We start from the raw sequence: 16,929 nt of genomic DNA on the forward strand, positions 1-16,929 counted from the left end.
TACTTCTAATAGTAATATCTTGTAAAAATACCTAGCAAAACATACTTTCTACAATATTAATAAACATTACAGATATATACTTCACTTTTCGTCATTTTCTGACAAAGCAAAACGTAATTAGCCAATCCTTCCGTACCAAGGGTTCATCTTGCCATTGCCCTATTTTTTTTTTAGCGTGGCTAATTGTAGTTCTTTTTATGTATTCCTTGTCTTGGATACATAAAGATGGAACACACAATCCCAAATTTTTGAAATTTGCAGGACCATAATGAGTACAGCAGCATTAACCACAGCCTACAGACCCCAACGCTTTGCCGACGTTGCAGGGCAGGAAACAGTAAAATCTGTTCTTTCCCGTGCAGCCAAAGAAGACAAAGTGGCTCCAGCCTATCTTTTCAGTGGCACCCGCGGTGTCGGTAAAACAACCATTGCCCGTATTTTTGCAAAAGCGCTTAACTGTAAGAATGCTCCTACAAACGAGCCATGCAATGAATGCGAACACTGCAAAAAAATTACACAGGGCATGCATGTAGATGTGGTGGAGATTGACGGTGCTTCCAACCGAGGAATCGATGATGCGCGCAGACTGCGTGAATCCATCGGCTATGCCGCAATGGAAGGTCGCTATAAAGTCTTCATTATCGATGAAGCACACATGCTCACCCGTGACGCGTTCAACGCGCTGCTCAAAACACTTGAGGAGCCACCTAAAGGCGTTACGTTTATACTTGCAACCACAGAGTCGCATAAATTCCCTATTACTATCATCAGCCGCTGCCAGCACTACACGTTCAAAATGCTTACAGAGCAGGAACTCGTAGATCATCTGACAAAAATTCTTGAACTGGAAAAATGTGAATACGACCCTGTTGCAGTACGTCTTATTGCACGCCGTGCTGCCGGATCAGTTCGAGACTCTATGTCTCTACTCGGACAAGTTCTGGCTTTAGGGAATGATCGTCTTGAAGTTGCGGATGTTCGCTCTATCCTTGGTCTTGCAGGACAGGAACTGTTTTTCAGCGTTATGGACGCCATGAAAAATCAGGATGTTATCGCTCTTTCTCAGGTAATTCGCGATATTCTGGAACAAGGTGTTGATATCGGCTTCTTCCTTCGCGAGCTTGGCAATACATGGCGTAACCTGTTCATGCTTAAACAGGCTGGTGAACAGGCATTGCCACTATTAAATCTTCCTGCTGCAGAAGCACAACAATGGTTGGAATTAGCACCGCAGTTTGCCTTATCACACGTACATGCCTGCTGGCAGTTGACTCTTGAAGGCCAGCGCCGCGTGCTCACAAGTTTAGAACCAGCAATGGCTCTTGAACTGCTGTTACTGAACCTTGCGTTTCTGCCGAAACTTATTTCTACAGAATCTCTGTCCCGTGGAACCGGTGCTCCACAGCAACCAACAGGACAGCGTCCTGCTTCTCAACAAAACACGCCAGAGGCTGCGCCACAAAGGCAAGAGGCACCTCAACAGCAGGCTTCATATCAGCCTCAGCAAAGCGCTCCACAACAAGCCTCTCAGTCTCAGCCTCCACACAGGCAGCAGACACAGCGTCAAACACCACCTCATAGGCAGGAACCGCCGCATAGACAACAGCAACAGCGCTCTCCTATACAGAACAGCATGCCTCCATCTATGCCTCCGATGGACGCTCCGCCTATGGAGTTGCCACCAGAATTGGGCGGAACCAACAATAGTATGAGCGCACCACCTCCGGATATCCCACCGTCCGGTGGGGGAGATGCATCAAGTAATAATCAGCCGTCCGATCTTACCCGTTGGAGCGAATTTTTAGAGTCCTGTCAAAAGCAGGACGAGACGGGCGGCAAAAGTTTACAATACCTCGCTCAGGCTACTGGTAAACGTTTTGGCGACACCTTGCAGATTACTGCTGCAGGGCGCACGCAGTATGACATGCTGAATAGTACAGACACAATCGCACTGCTCACCCACCGTGCCAGAGAATGGTACGGTACAGCTACTGTAACGTTGAAGGAACCTGAAACAGAGGCCCGCAGTTACCACGAATTGAAAGAAGAAATTGAATCGGATCCGGCAGCACGGCTTCTCAAAGAAGAGTTGGGAGCAGAGCTACTGACGTTTAAACATAAAGACGATCCAAGCCGGAAATAGTGTTACTCTTCAAGAAAAAATTATTTCACTATTACTTTGTAAACTCTGCAGAAAAATTCTTTCTGCTTATTTAAAATACTACATTCTCAAGGAGACTACCATGCGTGGAATGAACGATATGCTTCGTCAGGCTCAGATGCTTCAGAAAAAAATGACTAAACTTCAGGATGAACTTGCAGAACGTGAAGTATCCGGCACTGCTGGCGGCGGCATGATTACTGTTGTATGCACCGGCAAACAGGAAATTCGCTCTATTGTGATTGATAAAAACGCTGTAGACCCTGAAGATGTTGAAATGTTGCAGGATCTCGTCCTTGCTGCGACCAACGACGCGCTGCGCAAATCTAAAGAAATGGCTGAAAATGAAATGGGCGCTCTTACCGGCGGCATGAACATTCCAGGCATGTTCTAAGTTAGGATAACCAGTGCAACAGCTCCCTGAACCGCTTAAAGTTCTCGTTGGACAACTTTCCAAGCTGCCGGGACTCGGTCCTAAATCTGCACAGCGGCTTGCTATGACACTACTGAAGTGGCCGGAAAAGCAAACACGCGACCTTGGACAAAACATCCATGACCTGCGGGACAAGCTCCACTTGTGCGACCGATGCGGCGCATTGTCAGATACCGACCCGTGTGCAATATGCATCAATGAAACCCGCGCTACTGACACACTGTGCCTCGTACCGGAATGGGATGCGATGCTCGCACTTGAAGAGGGCGGCTTCTACAAAGGGCAGTACTTTATTATCGGCGGACTAATTGCACCGCTGGAAAACGTCACTCCCGAGCAGCTGGAACTGGATAAATTAAAACAACGTCTTCTCGAAGGCACTATTTCCGAGATTATCTTTGCACTTGGCACTACGATTGAAGCGGAAAACACCGTCTCCTACATCAAGGAGCTCGTAAAACGGGAATTCCCGCACATCAGTGTCAGCCGACTCGCGCAAGGTATTCCCCTCGGCTCAGATGTAAAATTTGTGGATAAAGCAACCCTGCGGCAGTCTTTGAATTACAGACAGAAACTGTAGCTGTAACAGGTGCTTTTTTACCTTTGGCAAGGATTTACGAATCTATATCTTTCGTAAAATTAAGGCTGTCCTTTTATTCAAAGGACAGCCTTTTTCTTGTTCATTTCAAAATTATTATATCGTCAATATACAGCCTGTTCCCACGCGTACTGCCAGTTTCTTTCTTCCGACTCTGATCTTTTATGACAAAAAAACATAAAAAATTGTTATAAGAATACACGGTACGCTACTCACGCTTGCAAGCTTTGAGAACGAAGTTATCCCCCGTTGCTATACAGAAAGAAATTTCAGCCACAGTTTACGGCTTCTCGCTCCATCAAATTCGCAAAAATAGATGGCCTGCCATGTTCCAAGTTGTACACGCCCATTTTCGACTATCAGCATCTGATCAGGGCCGAACATACTTGCCTTAATATGTGCATCACTGTTCCCCTCCATATGCTTATAGTCTCCCTTATGCGGCACAATGTGACGCATATTTACTGAAATATCCCGTGCGACGTCGGGATCTGCCCCTTCATTAACAGTTACCGCTCCGGTTGTGTGCGGACAAAAGAGCAGCAGTGCACCGTCTTGCCAGTTTTTTTCGCTGACCACAGCTTGCACTCTAGATGTAATATCAATGAGTTCTTCACGGGTTGACGTACGTATTTCGAGTAATTCCATGGTAGCCTCGTATGGTTATAAGCAATTGAACGGAGTACTGATTATGTAGCATGATTATGTAATATATTCCATCAGCGGGGAATAGTTGAGGAGTTGGGTTTTTTCCAATACAACATACAATCCTATTAGCGGTCGAAACCACCGATAGGAACAGCATACAGTATAATGACATTCCGTAAGAACATCAGTCAGGAATTTATGCCAAGGAGTATCTATGCCTGTTGTAATGGGCACTGCCGGTCATATTGATCATGGTAAAACTACGCTTGTTAAAACCCTCACCGGAATCGACTGCGACAGACTGGAAGAAGAAAAAAAGCGCGGAATAACCATTGAATTAGGTTTTGCATTCTTTGAGTTGCCGAATGGCGGCAAAATGGGAATTGTAGATGTTCCGGGGCACGAAAAATTTGTTAAAAACATGGTTGCAGGTGCATCCGGTATCGACTTTGTGATGCTGGTAATTGCCGCGGATGAAGGCGTAATGCCACAGACCCGTGAGCATCTGGAAATCTGTTCTCTCCTAGGTATTCCGACAGGTTTTGTTGCGCTCACAAAAACAGATATGGTAGACGAGGAATGGCTTGAACTGGTGCAAGAAGACGTAAAAGCTTTTCTGCAAGGCTCCTTCCTTGAAGATGCGCCGATTTTCCCCGTGTCCTCACAGACAGGTAACGGGCTTGATACGATTCGTGCGTATATCACCAAGATGGAAAAAGAGCTCAAACCACAGCGCCGTTCCGATCTGTTCCGTATGCCGGTCGATAGAATTTTTACAATGCGCGGACATGGAACCGTTGTGACAGGGACGATGGTTTCAGGCTCCCTCAACATCGGCGATGAGGTACGCTTCTATCCTCGCGAGTTGACAGGGAAAGTTCGCGGACTGCAAAGCCACGGCAGTACCGTTGAAAATGCTCCCGCAGGTAAGCGTACCGCAATCAACATTACAGGTGTAGAAGTAGCAGATGTGCACAGAGGTGATGTTCTCGCACACCCCGACACGCTGTTTCCCTCGGATACATGGCACATTGAACTTACCTGCCTTTCATCATCACCTTCACCGCTTAAGAACCGTACAGAAGTTCATTTCCATCATGGAGCACGAGATGTGTTGGCACGTCTCTATTTCCCGGATCGTGATAAACTCATGCCGGGTGAAACCACTATCTGTGAAGTCCGGTTCCCTGAGCCAATGGTTGGAGTTGCAAATGACCGCTGTGTTATCCGCTCATTCTCTCCGCTACGCACCGTAGCGGGTGGCAAGCTTCTGCAACCGGAGGCAGAACGTCTGCGCAAAAAAAATCCACATTACAATATCATTTGGAAGAGTCTGCAAGAGCTTCCCAAAGCTGAGCCGGAAGACAGAGTACGTCTTCATCTGGCAATGGCGGCAGAAAATGGACTTTCCTTTTCCCGTCTCTGTATCTTCACAGATATCGAAACCAAAAAACTTGAGAAGATCCTCAACCTATTCGGTGGAAAACAGGAAGCGCTCTGTTTCGATAAGGAAGAGCGCCAGTACATCGCAGGAAATATACTCACAGAACTTTCAGAAAGTTGCATTGAATTCATGACAGCCTTCCATAAACACGACCCAATGAAGGCCGGTCTTTCCCGCGGCATGCTCGCATCCGGTTGGGGTAAACAGCTGTCTCCTAAGCTTGTACACTTTCTTGTAGAACGATTGATAAAAGCTAAAGCCATCATCATTGACGGTGACGTCCTGCGACTGCCAACGCATAAAGTGTCTATGGCTGCAGATCAGGAAGGCCTGCGCAGAGCCATTCTCGAAGCTTACGAAAAAGGTGGTATCACTCCACCGAACCTCAAAGAAGTACTTGAACCGCTCAATGTCGATGTAAAAGAAGCTCTGCCTGTTCTCAGGCTTATGGTAGAGAACAACGAAATGGTGAAAGTAAAAGATACTCTTTACTACCACGCACCATCACTTGAAAAAGTAAAAAAAATGGTGTGCGACTACCTTTCCGACCATGATGACATCGGCCCTGCACAACTGCGGGATCTCACAGGACTTTCACGTAAGTATGCGATCCCGCTTCTTGAATATTTTGACCGAGTGCGCCTGACTATGCGTATTGGTGACAAACGACAACTACGCGGTACCGGTGGAGTTTAGGTTTAGGTTTAGCATAAAAGCTGTTTACTTCGTGAAGAGTACGGCAGGCTATTTTGATAATTCCATACTGCACGTATCGGAGAGACAAGTAGCAATGTTTTCTTAACAACAAGCTCAAAAAAAGGCTGTTCCTCATAAGGAACAGCCTTTTTTTATTCTCATATCGCAGCGGTAAGCGTACTAATAGTCTGTTGTTACCGGCTGACAATCTTTGTCGACATCGAGTGATTAATTCTGAGCACCGGTATCATCTGTACTGTCTGCGGCAACATCATTTTTAAGATCTTTCGCGATATCCGCTTCCAGTCCACTACCTGTCTGGTTAATGACATCGCTTGTAGTAAGCCCAGGAACTTTACGACCTGTTGCGTTATACAATGATGCCACAGAAATCATGTAATCGCCACGTGCTGTAATCAAAGATGCTTCCGCAGAAGAAAGGTCAGCCTGCGCATCAAGTACATCAGTGTTGGTACCAACCTGAGCCTGATAGCGGGCTACAGCCATGCGGTATGCTTCTTCTGCTGCTGCAACGGTTTTTTCTGCCACTTTAATACGTTTTGCAGCATTGATAATGTTCAAGTAACGAGACTTAACTTGGTATGCAGCTTCCTGCCATGTATTTGCTTCAGAAGCCTTATTGGAAAGTACAGTCTGTTTTGCGCTGGTTGTTGCAAAATAGGTAGTACCCCAGGAGAAGAGGTCCCAAGAGGCCTTAGCTCCTACTGTAGTTTCTGATAACGCTGTTGGATTAGTGCTGCTATCAAAACCATTTACTTCCAGCCCGTCACCTGTTTTAGTCCACTCAACTGAAGCGGAAACCTGTGGATAGAATTCACTTGCAGCCACGGTTACCTGTTCCTGAGAAATCTCTGTTGCTTTACGGGCAATGAGAATATCCGGACGATAATGAGCGGCGGTATCAAGACTTACCTCAAGAGGCTGTTCAAACGGGAAGTATGCAAGCTCACCTTTGTAGTTAATATGGGCATTAACCGGAAGGTTAAGCAATGTATTCAAACGCGCTTCCTGGATAACAACCTTGTTTTGTGCAGAGATGAGGGTATCCTCAGCTTCGGAAAGCTGTGCCTCAGCACGCAAGACGTCAATACGAGGTTTGAGCCCTACATCATAGAATGCCTGTGCAACTTTAAGCTGAGAAGCAAGACGCTCTACTGAGTCTTTCGCAGATTCAACATTTTCACGTGCAGTCAGCAGATTAATAAAATTCTGCTGAACAAGAAAAATTAAGTTCAGCTCTGCCTGTCCCAGCGCAAGATCCTTACTCTGTGCAGTAAGAGCTGCACTATTGTAAGTAGCAAGAAGCTTGAAACCAGTAAAAATTGGCTGCGAAACTTTGACAGACCACAGATATGTATTGTGAGTATTGTATGAACTTCTATCAGTGTGCAGTGCTGTATACGTGGTATTCAACGATGGTCCAAATGAACCGCGAGCAGCTTTTCTGCTTTCTTCAGCGCTGGTAGCACCTCTGCGGACAGCTTCAATGGACGGGTTATCAGCAAGTGCTTTCAGCACAGCTTCTTTTAAATTAAATGTACCGGAAGACTGAATACCGGAAGTAGACTCAGGTTCAATCGCAGTTGCAGCCTGCTTCATTTCTTCTGCCACGGCTGAACGCTCAGCAGGGGTTGCTTCGCGGTCAATCTTAACATCCTGCAAGCTATCTTCTGGGGTCATCTCTTCAGCAAAAACAGGTGCTGCCATAAGCATACTAAGCAGTACAAATAAAAGCAGCTGTTGCCAACGTGGGCATCTCATGGTCGGATCTCCTTGCGTCAGTCTCATAGACTCGCAGCTAGCACAGAACAGCTTATTCAAAAAAGAATAATTTCTTTCATGTGCTGTTTCAAGGGGTAAGGGATAAAAATACTGATCTATACGTAATATAACGCGGTGTTTCAGATATGCTTCCGTGTGTAGGGAGAAGCAATGAATGATCAGAATAATTCCTAGTAGTTAAAAGATTCAAACGGTGTTTGAATCGCTAGTTTTTACTCAAAATAGCCAATTACTGCAAGGTTCTTTCCGCGGCAAGCAAAAAACAGCATCTTTTTTTACCTGAAACTTCAAGCACTTTGATAAAAAAGGTTAGCTACTCTTAAGATAATTCAAAAAAAATTAATTGGATATGGAAGAACTTTATACCGTCACAGATTTAGGGTACAACGCTTCAAACTTAAAATAAAAATATCCGTAACATCAACCGGAGAAATATATGGGCGATACCAACATTTTCATGCTCATCGGGCAAGCAACAATTGTCGTAAAAATTATTCTTGGAATGCTTGCACTTATGTCCCTCACCAGCTGGACAATTATGTTTAATAAATGGCTTACTCTCAGCGCTGCCAAAAAACGTGCAAGCAAGGGTATTGAAGCATTCCAGAGCGCGAAGTCGCTACGCGAAGCTGTTCAGGCCGTTGGCACTGATGCTTCCTCACCATTGTTCTTCGTAGCACAGCAAGGTGTAGACGAATACACCCGTCTTCGCGACAACGTAAATTCCTCTACCGTCATTGCAGACAACGTTCAGCGTTCTTTAGAACAAGGCGTGTCTATGCAGGCGGCATCCCTTTCCTCTGCACTTCCATTTCTTGCAACATGCGCAAACTCTGCACCTTTTATCGGCCTGTTCGGTACTGTGTGGGGTATTATGCATTCATTTCAGACTATTGGTCAGATGAAATCAGCAGCACTGGCAGCAGTAGCACCGGGTATTTCAGAAGCATTGATTGCAACCGCTATTGGTCTTGCCGTCGCCATTCCTGCTGCCATCGGCTACAATATGTTCCTTGGTAAATTACAGGACATTGAAGTGCAGCTTAATTCATTTTCCGGTGTATTCTTAAACCGCGTACAGCGTGAACTCCACGCTCACCAGCGTCCTAAGCGTACCACTGGCGAAGGGTAGCACGCATGGCAATATCTCTCGGAAATAAAAAAGGCTTTGTAGCTGAAATCAACGTAACTCCTTTTGTAGATGTCATGCTGGTCCTGCTTATCATTTTCATGGTAACTGCCCCGCTTATGACACAGGGGTTAGATGTTGAACTGCCGCAAACAGAAACTGTTTCCGCATTGCCATCGGACAAGGATCACCTGATACTTACCATTGATAAAAATGGTAAGATGATGCTTGATGACTATGCTGTAACAGCTCAGGACCTTCCGGGACATCTGGAACGTCTTGTAAAAAAACAGAATAAGCAACTGTTCTTACGTGCCGATAAACATGTAGCATACGGAAACGTTGTAAAAGCAATGGGTATTATCAAAGGTGCAGGCATCAATAACTTGGGAGTTCTCGCTGAAAACCCAGAAACTGCGACAGCAAAAAAATAGGTGCTCTTAACATGCGCTTTTTGAGTATGTTGTTCTCCTTGTGCCTTCATTTAGGGCTTATTGTTGCAGTCCTCTATTGGCCTGCTTCTACCATTAAGGTTCGACTGGATGTACCGGTCTACAAGGTTAAACTTGTACATTTGGCTCAAGCAAAGCCTACCTCTCATCCAAAACATACGACACCGGTAGTAAAAAAAACAAAGCCCAAAAAAGACACACCTAAAAAAGAAAGCCCTAAAAAGGACACTCCTAAAAAAGAAGCTCCTAAACCAAAAGTGACAAAGCAGAAGGAGCCTGCAAAACCAAAATCCAAAACAAAACCTGTTAGCGACAAAAAGAAAGATCAGCCCAAAAAAGCGGTAAGTAAAAAGACAAAGCCGCAAAAGAAAAAAGCTGTAACTAAAGCTGACACCAAGAAAAAACCGCAAAAGAAAAAGGTGAAGAAAAAAACTCCACCTAAACCGACTCCTGAGGATCTTTTGCGTAAAGCACTGGCTTCAACTAAGGCTGCTGTAAAAAAGGACGACCAGAAGAAGGTACAGGATATCGAAAAAGAGCTGGCGGCGTTACAAAAGACAGTGGCAAAAGAAGATGCCCAGCAAGCTGAACAAGGACTTAAAGGTACTCCGCAAGATGGTATTATCGGCAGTATAGAAGATCTCTATGCGTTAACAGTGATGGACGCCATCAGACCCAATTGGCGTTATCCAAAGCTTGCCACACGCACCATTCTTGTTGCACAGGTACGGATAATGATTTCGAATACAGGGGAAATCTTAGACGCCAAGCTCATGAATTCGTCTGGACGTCCAGATTTCGATTCTTCCACATTGCGCGCTATTGCTGACACAGAGCAGTTACCTAGTCCGCCAAGCCCTGATCTTACTGAAATCACCCTGAACTTTAACAGTCAGGCACAATAACTGACACAACGTCTGGATGAACAAAATGAAGCGTATTTATATACTTACATTGCTGGTCTGCATGGCTTTGGCTGCAGCAACATCCGCAAACGCCCGTTCTTTGGAAATTGACATTTATGGACCGGGACAAAATAGCATCAACCTCATCCTATCCGCTCCTGTTATCGCACCGCAAGCAATGGGAAGCCCGCAAACACTACAAAGTGCTGCTGCCCTTTCCAAACTGATAAATAATAACCTGTACTACCTGCCGTTTATGAAGCTCATAAAAAGCCATACCATTCTTGGCGGCAACACAGTAATAGGTGGTACAGGTAAGGCTGTTGATTTTAAAAAATACCAGTTAGCAAATGTTGACCTGCTTGTTACCGAAGTATGGCCGGAAGTACCAAACGGTGCACGCCCTAAAGTTGAACTGCGTGCATTTGAAGTATTTACCGGAAAACTGGTTCTTGGTAAGGCATATTCCGAGCTTACACCGGAAAACCTTGCAAACGTTGCAGACAGATTCTGTTCTGCTTTAATGAAAAAACTGACAGGACGTGGCGAATTTTTCCTCTCCACACTTGCTTTTGTTAAAAAAGCAAATCCTGAAAAGAAAGATATCTGGACAGTCCGGCCTACCGGTCGTGATCTGAACAGACTGACGAATATGTCCGGTCTTGCCATGTCACCAACATGGTCTCCTGACGGCCGGTATATCTTATTCAGTCACATTGGCAAAAGATACCACTCTCTGGGCATTTGGGATCGCCTGACCCAGCGGGTGCAAAAAGTTCAATTTCCGGGAAACACCATTATCGGCCCTGCTTTCCTGCCTGATAACAAGGTTGCAGTAAGCCTTGCCGCAGGTGGTAATCCGGACATCTACCTTTTGAACCACCTCTTTAAACGCGAAAAAACTCTTGTACAAAACTGGGCAATTGATGTTTCTCCAAGCTTCGATGCCACAGGAAAGAAGATGGTGTTTGTTTCCAGCAGACGTGGTAATCCGCACATCTTCCTCAAAGACCTGGTAACAGGTAAAGAGACCCGTATTACTCGAAATGGCAAATACAACACCAGCCCGTCTATTTCACCTGACGGAGAACTGGTAGTATTCGCGCGAAGGACGCCGCAAGGCCACAGAATATTTGCCCTTGACCTAGTCACCGGCAAAGAAAAGCAGATTACCTTCGGGCCGGGCAATGATGAAATGCCTGCTTTCGGCCCCGATGGCTTTTTTGTTGCTTTCTCGTCCAACCGCACCGGCGAATACAAAATATATCTTACTACCCGCCACGGGGGGACTCCAAGGATTGTAAAAACCGGCTCGGGAGAAGCAACTCTGCCCGCATGGGGCATGGTTCCCGCTGGGTCAGTACGATGACATTTACTTTCTAAGTATCATCGCACTTGCCAACAGCCTGAAACCATGTAAGAAATGGACGGAGTTTTTTTGAATTTTATAGGAATATAGGTTATTACGGCGCATTGCTCTAATATAAGTATATTCGCGCTATTCAAATCGGTTTTTAAATGCTTGTTATGAAAGCGATTCTATCGCTAGAGTCCTTTTTTGCAAACTTTAGGAGGATGCAATGATGAAACGATTCGGTATTGCACTGCTGCTCATTATGGCTATGGCTATGAGCTTCGGTTGTGCTAAGAAACAGGTAGCTGTTACCCCTGAAAATGCCTCTGGCTCTACTGCTGTTGTTGAAGCGTCTGCTGACAATAATGGTGGCTCTATGGATATGAGCTCTCAGGCAACAGAAGGACAGCTTGCAGAAGAAATGGCAGCAGCAGCTGTTGTTATGGCTGACGCACCAATTTACTTCGATTTTGATAAATTTGACATTAAAGCTGAGTACCGCACCGTGCTCAAGCACAATGCAATGATGCTCCAAAAGTACCCTATGATGCGTGTTCTCATTGAAGGCCACACTGACTCCCGCGGTACTTCAGAATACAACCTTGCTCTTGGTGAACGCCGCGCACGTGCTGTTCAGGATTACCTGATCGTTCTCGGTGTACCTGCAACTCAGCTCGAAATCGTTTCCTACGGTGAAGAACGTGCTGCTGTTCAGGGTGCAAGCGAAGCTGCTTGGGCTAAGAACCGTCGTGCCGAGTTCAAACTCATCAAGTAATATAGCTAAGACTCCTTAGCAGATATACGTAAGGCGTTTCCTCAGGGAGACGCCTTTTTTTTGGGGTTATTGCCGTTTGAGCCATGCTTATTGATCTCTAACAAACGCCCTTCGATGCCTGCAATTTTAATCCATAAGACAGATTGCTCCATCGAGAAAATTACTGCATTAATCCGCTTGAACACAGCAATCATAGAATTAAAAAAACATGGAATTTTATTCACAAAAAAGCAGGCAATGGATGCTCCATTGCCTGCTTTTTTGCGCTTTGAAAACTATATCTACAACAAATACTATTGTTTTTTACTAGTAGTATCTGTTGCTGTAGCAGCTTCAGCCGCTTTCATTTTTTCACGAGTTTCTTCAATGTAGCCCTTAACCTTATCAGACTTCTTCCATTCATCATACATGGAAAGCCAGTTACCAAAGTCAAGGAAGCTCTGGTCGAGCTGTGCTTCGTGACCTTCAACCCACATGCTGAACAAATGCATCTCAAACTGGAAGGTTGCACTGTTGAAAACACGCTCTGCCATACCTGCTTTCATGCTGTTACCATCAAGTTCGGTAGAAACATACACAATAACAGCTTCACGGGAGGTTTCCGGAGTAATTTCCTTGTTGTTAAGCTCATCAGCAAGGGAATGAATATGCGGCCAATTCTCACGGATACGCATGTCTGCTTTTTCAGGAATACGTATGAAGAGCTTGCCATCTTCCTCTTCGCTAATGAAGTAGAAGCGTAACCAGTTCTCAAAGATAAGAACTTCGCTGATAGATTTAACTGCCTTAGAAAATTCTGTAACCGCCATGTGGCACTCCTTTCTCTGTTTCTCCCACTGAATGGGGACAAACAACTATGGTCATTAGATGGCCATACGTCAAGTGAGTTTTTTCACAATCATGACTTACGCGTATAAGTGACAGAGTACATGATGGTTTTTTTCAACTTCCAACCACTGCGGCGCGACTTCTCTACAGACTGGCATCACCCTTCTACAGCGTGTATGAAACGGGCAGCCTTCAGGCAGCGTCAATGGACTTGGTATATCTCCATGTTGTGGAGTGCCGACGCTACGTCTTCCTGGAACAGGAATCGGTATCGCCTCAAGCAGCATCTGAGTATATGGATGCAATGCGTTGTCAAACAACGCCTGAGTACTCGTGAATTCGACAAGACGCCCGAGATACATGACTGCAATAGTGTCGCTTACGTGCCCAACAACAGCTAAATCATGCGATATAAACATGTACGTCAGACCAAAATCTGTCTGTAAATCCGTCAGCAGATTCAACACCTGCGCCTGAACTGAAACATCCAACGCAGAAACGGCTTCATCGCAAACAATAAAGTCCGGATTCAGGACCAAAGAACGTGCAATTGCCACGCGTTGTCGCTGACCACCGGAAAATTCATGTGGATAACGGGCATAGTGTTCCGCACGCATCCCAACACGTTCAAGCAAATCTGTTACGACCTTTTTACGCTCTCTTGGCTTTCCTACACGATGCACATCCAACGCTTCCTGAATACTTTTACCGATGCTTTTACGTGGATTCAATGACGAGACGGGATCTTGAAAGATCATCTGAATACGACGAGGTAAAGAATGAGTCACCTCGCGGCTCCCGTGCCATATAGATTCTCCCTCCAGCAAAACATCACCGGAAGAAGGCGGAAGCAAATGGGCAACAATTTTTGCCAACGTAGATTTACCACAGCCACTCTCGCCGACCAGCCCCAGCGTTGTACCTTTTTCAATTCTTAAACTGACGTCATTCACGGCCGTCAGTTCTCTAGGAGCTTTCGACAACAAAGGTTGTTCTACGGAAAATGTACGCGTAACGTTTTTAAGTTCTAAAAAAGTTGTAATGCTCATCTCTCCAGTACGTTAGAGTCCAACGCTCATATAGTAACAACATGTCATTGTATGAGCAAAAACCTATCGATACAACTAATGATTACAGGAGACCCACTACGCTTTATTGACAAGGTTTTTGAAATGAGCCACTTTCCACCTCCGAGGGATAAACATGGCAAAAAAACGCACTAGAAAACCACGTCCACCATTACCAGCACCAAGCTGGTCGAGCATGCTGTATGTAAAAATTGAAAAAAAATACATCGGCATGTTCCGCTTTCTACTAGAAGCACAAGATAACCTCGGCTACGCATCCGTAGTCGATAATTACGACTGTGTGCTTAAAGTTACCTACTCGCCGCATCAGGATAGAGAAATACGCGCGTTCCTTAAAGGCATGCAGGAAACTATTCCATTTGAAGTCTTTGAACGGCCAGTGGAATAGCTGATCCACACCACATCTATAATGCACGACATTATGTGGTTACGGAAGCTTCACCCCAACAGCACATTCAGGTACCGCAAGCAACTGTCCTAGCCCACTGTATAAAATACTATTTTCTACGAGTCACCAGATTCAGCAACAGACGTGCGATGAACCAAGCACTGCCAAAGAGAATTGCAAGTGATAAGAAATAGAGTGGCGTGCTGGCAGCAATTTCAGAGTTTCGCAACATTGTAATTCCGCTAAAGATAATTGCAGCACTGACTATAAGCTGGAACAGGTGATTCGAATCCCGAATCACCTTACGTCGTTTGCTCATAAAAAAGCTCATGATCCAGACGATCACAAAAAAAAGTACTGCTAATTTAAACATCTTCTTTCTGAGGTTCCTCTGCAAGAGTCGCAATGCTCTGGATACGTTCCAGACTTGTAACTTGTTCATTCTGAGGAAGAATCTGAAACGGCACAATTACCCCATCCGCACCGCAAGCAAGGCCATTTTCAACGGACTTACAATAACTGCCGAATATCGCTGCTCCGTGAGTACCTGTTAATAGTACAGGTGCGGTGGAATCCCCCACGGCTTGTGCAAAACTTTCCTGATGGCCGGAGTAAGGCACAGCAATAACATCTGCACCAAGCTCACTGCCGAGGCTTATTGAGTCTGCAATGAGCGCACGGTCGTATTCCTGAACGATACGATCACCCTTTGCAAAAATTGAAAGAAGCACCGGTAATCCGTAGGAATGGGCTTCCTCGCTGATGTTGCCAAAGTCCTGAAGCATTTTTTCTTCGTACTCATTGCCGATGGCGAGTTGCAAAGCAACAGCCCCTGCTCCAGAGCGTAACGCTTCAAGCACTGAACAAACAATGCTACGATTCCAAGCTGGCACAGCATGTTTACTTGCTGTAGAAAGCTGGATGATCAACGGAAGAGATGCAGGAAAAGTTAATCCATACGTTCGGGCAAAACCACTTGATACAATAAGTGAAGTTAGCGGATGTTTGCTAATGGCTTCTACGCAGGCAGGAATTGAGGCAGAAGAAGAAAAACCACCGTCCATTCGGGACTGTTCAAAAGAAACAATAACAGGTTTTGATTTGTTGTCTGTTGAAAGCAGATGCTCTCTTCTACGATAAATGCCAATCATAAACATCTCCTGAGGGCTATCGCCCGCGTGCATTGCATTCCAGATACGGACAAAATGTCAGAGCCCCGTCCGTAAGAGCTGTGTTGTCCCCAATGCCGCTGTACATCACAAGCGGAGCTTCAACAACAACACCGCAGTTACCGTTTTTTCTAGCTTCAAGCAATACCAGCGTACTATTTTGATCTGCCTTACTGTGAATAAATTTTATACGCTTAGGCGTCAGTTTATTCCGTGAACAAACCACCACAAGCTCTTCAAGGCGCTCCGAAGGGAATATACAACAGAACGCTCCCTTATTCTTTACCAGAAAAGAGGCCGCCTGCACAAATGCCTCAAGCGCACCTTCTGTTTCAAACAACGCACACGTCCGTTCCTGTGTTGCTGCGTGCCGCCCCTGATTCTGCCTCCTATACGGAGGGTTGGACACAACCAAGTCTGCACTTTCAGCCGCAAGACCGCTCGCACGAATGTTACCCACATCAACCAGAGTACCACTAAAACGCTCTGCAACTCCCAAAGACTCAGCATTCTGCTTTGCCGCATCAAGCAATACAGGTTGTAATTCAAGCCCTGTCACTGCCAGCTGCTCGTTCTCTAGTAACATCGTCAAACCAACAATGCCACAGCCTGCACCAAGATCAACAGCCGTGCGGTACTTCGCTGCACCAGCAAACCTCGCCAGCAACAACGCATCCATTGAAAAGCGGAACGTCCCCTCCGGTTGAAAAAGGCCGCGTGGAAAATATTCCCGAGCCACCGCTATCTCATCTTCTTTACGCATCATTACCCTCAACGCGCCGCAGGCGCTTTTTTCTTGCCTTCGGCGGATGGGCTGAAACTATTACACAGAGTCCCCAGCCCCTTTCAATATTTTTTGTATTACGGAAGATGCCCGTTATGTAACTTCGCAACCGGCTCAACATCTACATTTTCTTGCTTAAATATAAAAAAAGGGTGGGACTAATCTCCCCACCCTTTCCTTACAAACACTATTAAAGCCGTGGTCGCTGTTATTAACAAGAATCCTTCGCTAATCGGGTCAAAGGAGATTCCCCCTTACGAATGCAAGGCAAAGC

At 45.6% G+C, this 16,929-nt stretch carries 17 protein-coding genes; 10 read left to right on the plus strand and 7 right to left on the minus strand.

The features are described from left to right. The first annotated feature begins 268 nt into the window (after nt 1–268). The 3 genes from dnaX to recR all read left to right on the plus strand — a co-directional run bounded on the left by dnaX (nt 269) and on the right by recR (nt 3,174). On the plus strand, nt 269–2,143 hold the full coding sequence (dnaX, locus tag F461_RS0110190) for a DNA polymerase III subunit gamma/tau (RefSeq protein ID WP_020001056.1): 1,875 nt from the start codon (nt 269–271) through the stop codon (nt 2,141–2,143). Nucleotides 2,144–2,243: 100 nt separating this feature from the next. Continuing rightward, nucleotides 2,244–2,555, plus strand: coding sequence for a YbaB/EbfC family nucleoid-associated protein (locus F461_RS0110195; protein WP_020001057.1), 312 nt, complete (start codon nt 2,244–2,246; stop codon nt 2,553–2,555). 13 nt (nt 2,556–2,568) lie between these two features. Next, nucleotides 2,569–3,174 (plus strand): recombination mediator RecR, encoded by a 606-nt coding sequence (gene recR / locus F461_RS0110200; RefSeq protein WP_020001058.1) that lies wholly within the window; start codon nt 2,569–2,571, stop codon nt 3,172–3,174. 270 nt (nt 3,175–3,444) lie between these two features. Here the strand turns inward: recR and F461_RS0110205 are convergent, their stop codons facing one another. Then, nucleotides 3,445–3,840, minus strand: coding sequence for a secondary thiamine-phosphate synthase enzyme YjbQ (locus F461_RS0110205; protein WP_020001059.1), 396 nt, complete (start codon nt 3,838–3,840; stop codon nt 3,445–3,447). Nucleotides 3,841–4,054: 214 nt separating this feature from the next. Here F461_RS0110205 and selB point away from each other — a divergent pair, with 214 nt between their 5' ends. Beyond that, nucleotides 4,055–5,980 (plus strand): selenocysteine-specific translation elongation factor, encoded by a 1,926-nt coding sequence (gene selB / locus F461_RS0110210; protein ID WP_020001060.1) that lies wholly within the window; start codon nt 4,055–4,057, stop codon nt 5,978–5,980. Nucleotides 5,981–6,208: 228 nt separating this feature from the next. Here the strand turns inward: selB and F461_RS17660 are convergent, their stop codons facing one another. Then, a complete protein-coding gene (locus F461_RS17660) occupies nt 6,209–7,762 on the minus strand; it encodes a TolC family protein (protein ID WP_020001061.1) in 1,554 nt (517 codons plus the stop codon). Between the two features lie 457 nt (nt 7,763–8,219). Here F461_RS17660 and tolQ point away from each other — a divergent pair, with 457 nt between their 5' ends. The 5 genes from tolQ (at nt 8,220) to pal (ending at nt 12,398) form a co-directional block, all read left to right on the plus strand. Continuing rightward, nucleotides 8,220–8,915, plus strand: a complete 696-nt coding sequence (gene tolQ, locus F461_RS0110220) for a protein TolQ (protein ID WP_020001062.1) — start codon at nt 8,220–8,222, stop codon at nt 8,913–8,915. A 5-nt stretch (nt 8,916–8,920) separates the two neighbouring features. Further along, nucleotides 8,921–9,346: a protein TolR gene (tolR, locus tag F461_RS0110225; protein ID WP_020001063.1), complete on the plus strand. Its 426-nt coding sequence runs from the start codon at nt 8,921–8,923 to the stop codon at nt 9,344–9,346. Between the two features lie 11 nt (nt 9,347–9,357). Then, nucleotides 9,358–10,269 carry a cell envelope integrity protein TolA gene (gene tolA, locus F461_RS0110230; RefSeq protein ID WP_020001064.1) on the plus strand — a complete coding sequence of 304 codons (912 nt, stop codon included), beginning with the start codon at nt 9,358–9,360 and terminating at the stop codon, nt 10,267–10,269. Between the two features lie 25 nt (nt 10,270–10,294). Next, the gene (locus tag F461_RS0110235) at nt 10,295–11,638 is read left to right on the plus strand and encodes a TolB family protein (RefSeq protein WP_020001065.1); all 1,344 of its coding nucleotides are present in this window, start codon (nt 10,295–10,297) and stop codon (nt 11,636–11,638) included. A gap of 211 nt (nt 11,639–11,849) precedes the next feature. Beyond that, the gene (gene pal / locus F461_RS0110240) at nt 11,850–12,398 is read left to right on the plus strand and encodes a peptidoglycan-associated lipoprotein Pal (protein ID WP_020001066.1); all 549 of its coding nucleotides are present in this window, start codon (nt 11,850–11,852) and stop codon (nt 12,396–12,398) included. Between the two features lie 293 nt (nt 12,399–12,691). On the opposite strand, the gene F461_RS0110250 is transcribed toward pal, so the two are convergent. Together F461_RS0110250 and F461_RS0110255 are read right to left on the minus strand one after the other, a co-directional pair. Next, nucleotides 12,692–13,207 (minus strand): hypothetical protein, encoded by a 516-nt coding sequence (locus F461_RS0110250; RefSeq protein WP_020001067.1) that lies wholly within the window; start codon nt 13,205–13,207, stop codon nt 12,692–12,694. 96 nt (nt 13,208–13,303) lie between these two features. Beyond that, nucleotides 13,304–14,275 carry an ABC transporter ATP-binding protein gene (locus F461_RS0110255; RefSeq protein WP_020001068.1) on the minus strand — a complete coding sequence of 324 codons (972 nt, stop codon included), beginning with the start codon at nt 14,273–14,275 and terminating at the stop codon, nt 13,304–13,306. 154 nt (nt 14,276–14,429) lie between these two features. Here F461_RS0110255 and F461_RS0110260 point away from each other — a divergent pair, with 154 nt between their 5' ends. After that, entirely contained in the window at nt 14,430–14,702 is a 273-nt protein-coding gene (locus tag F461_RS0110260) for a DUF4911 domain-containing protein (protein WP_020001069.1), read from the plus strand. A gap of 109 nt (nt 14,703–14,811) precedes the next feature. On the opposite strand, the gene F461_RS0110265 is transcribed toward F461_RS0110260, so the two are convergent. From F461_RS0110265 to F461_RS0110275, 3 genes are read right to left on the minus strand one after another with little or no spacing between them, the layout of a single operon-like run. Then, entirely contained in the window at nt 14,812–15,021 is a 210-nt protein-coding gene (locus F461_RS0110265; protein WP_143154826.1) for a hypothetical protein, read from the minus strand. Between the two features lie 46 nt (nt 15,022–15,067). Then, entirely contained in the window at nt 15,068–15,853 is a 786-nt protein-coding gene (locus F461_RS17665) for a class I fructose-bisphosphate aldolase (RefSeq protein ID WP_020001071.1), read from the minus strand. Between the two features lie 16 nt (nt 15,854–15,869). After that, a complete protein-coding gene (locus F461_RS0110275) occupies nt 15,870–16,637 on the minus strand; it encodes a tRNA1(Val) (adenine(37)-N6)-methyltransferase (protein ID WP_082208201.1) in 768 nt (255 codons plus the stop codon). Nucleotides 16,638–16,929 lie beyond the last annotated feature (292 nt).

It is taken from the genome of Halodesulfovibrio aestuarii DSM 17919 = ATCC 29578, from assembly GCF_000384815.1.
Classification (GTDB): Bacteria; Desulfobacterota; Desulfovibrionia; order Desulfovibrionales; family Desulfovibrionaceae; genus Halodesulfovibrio; species Halodesulfovibrio aestuarii.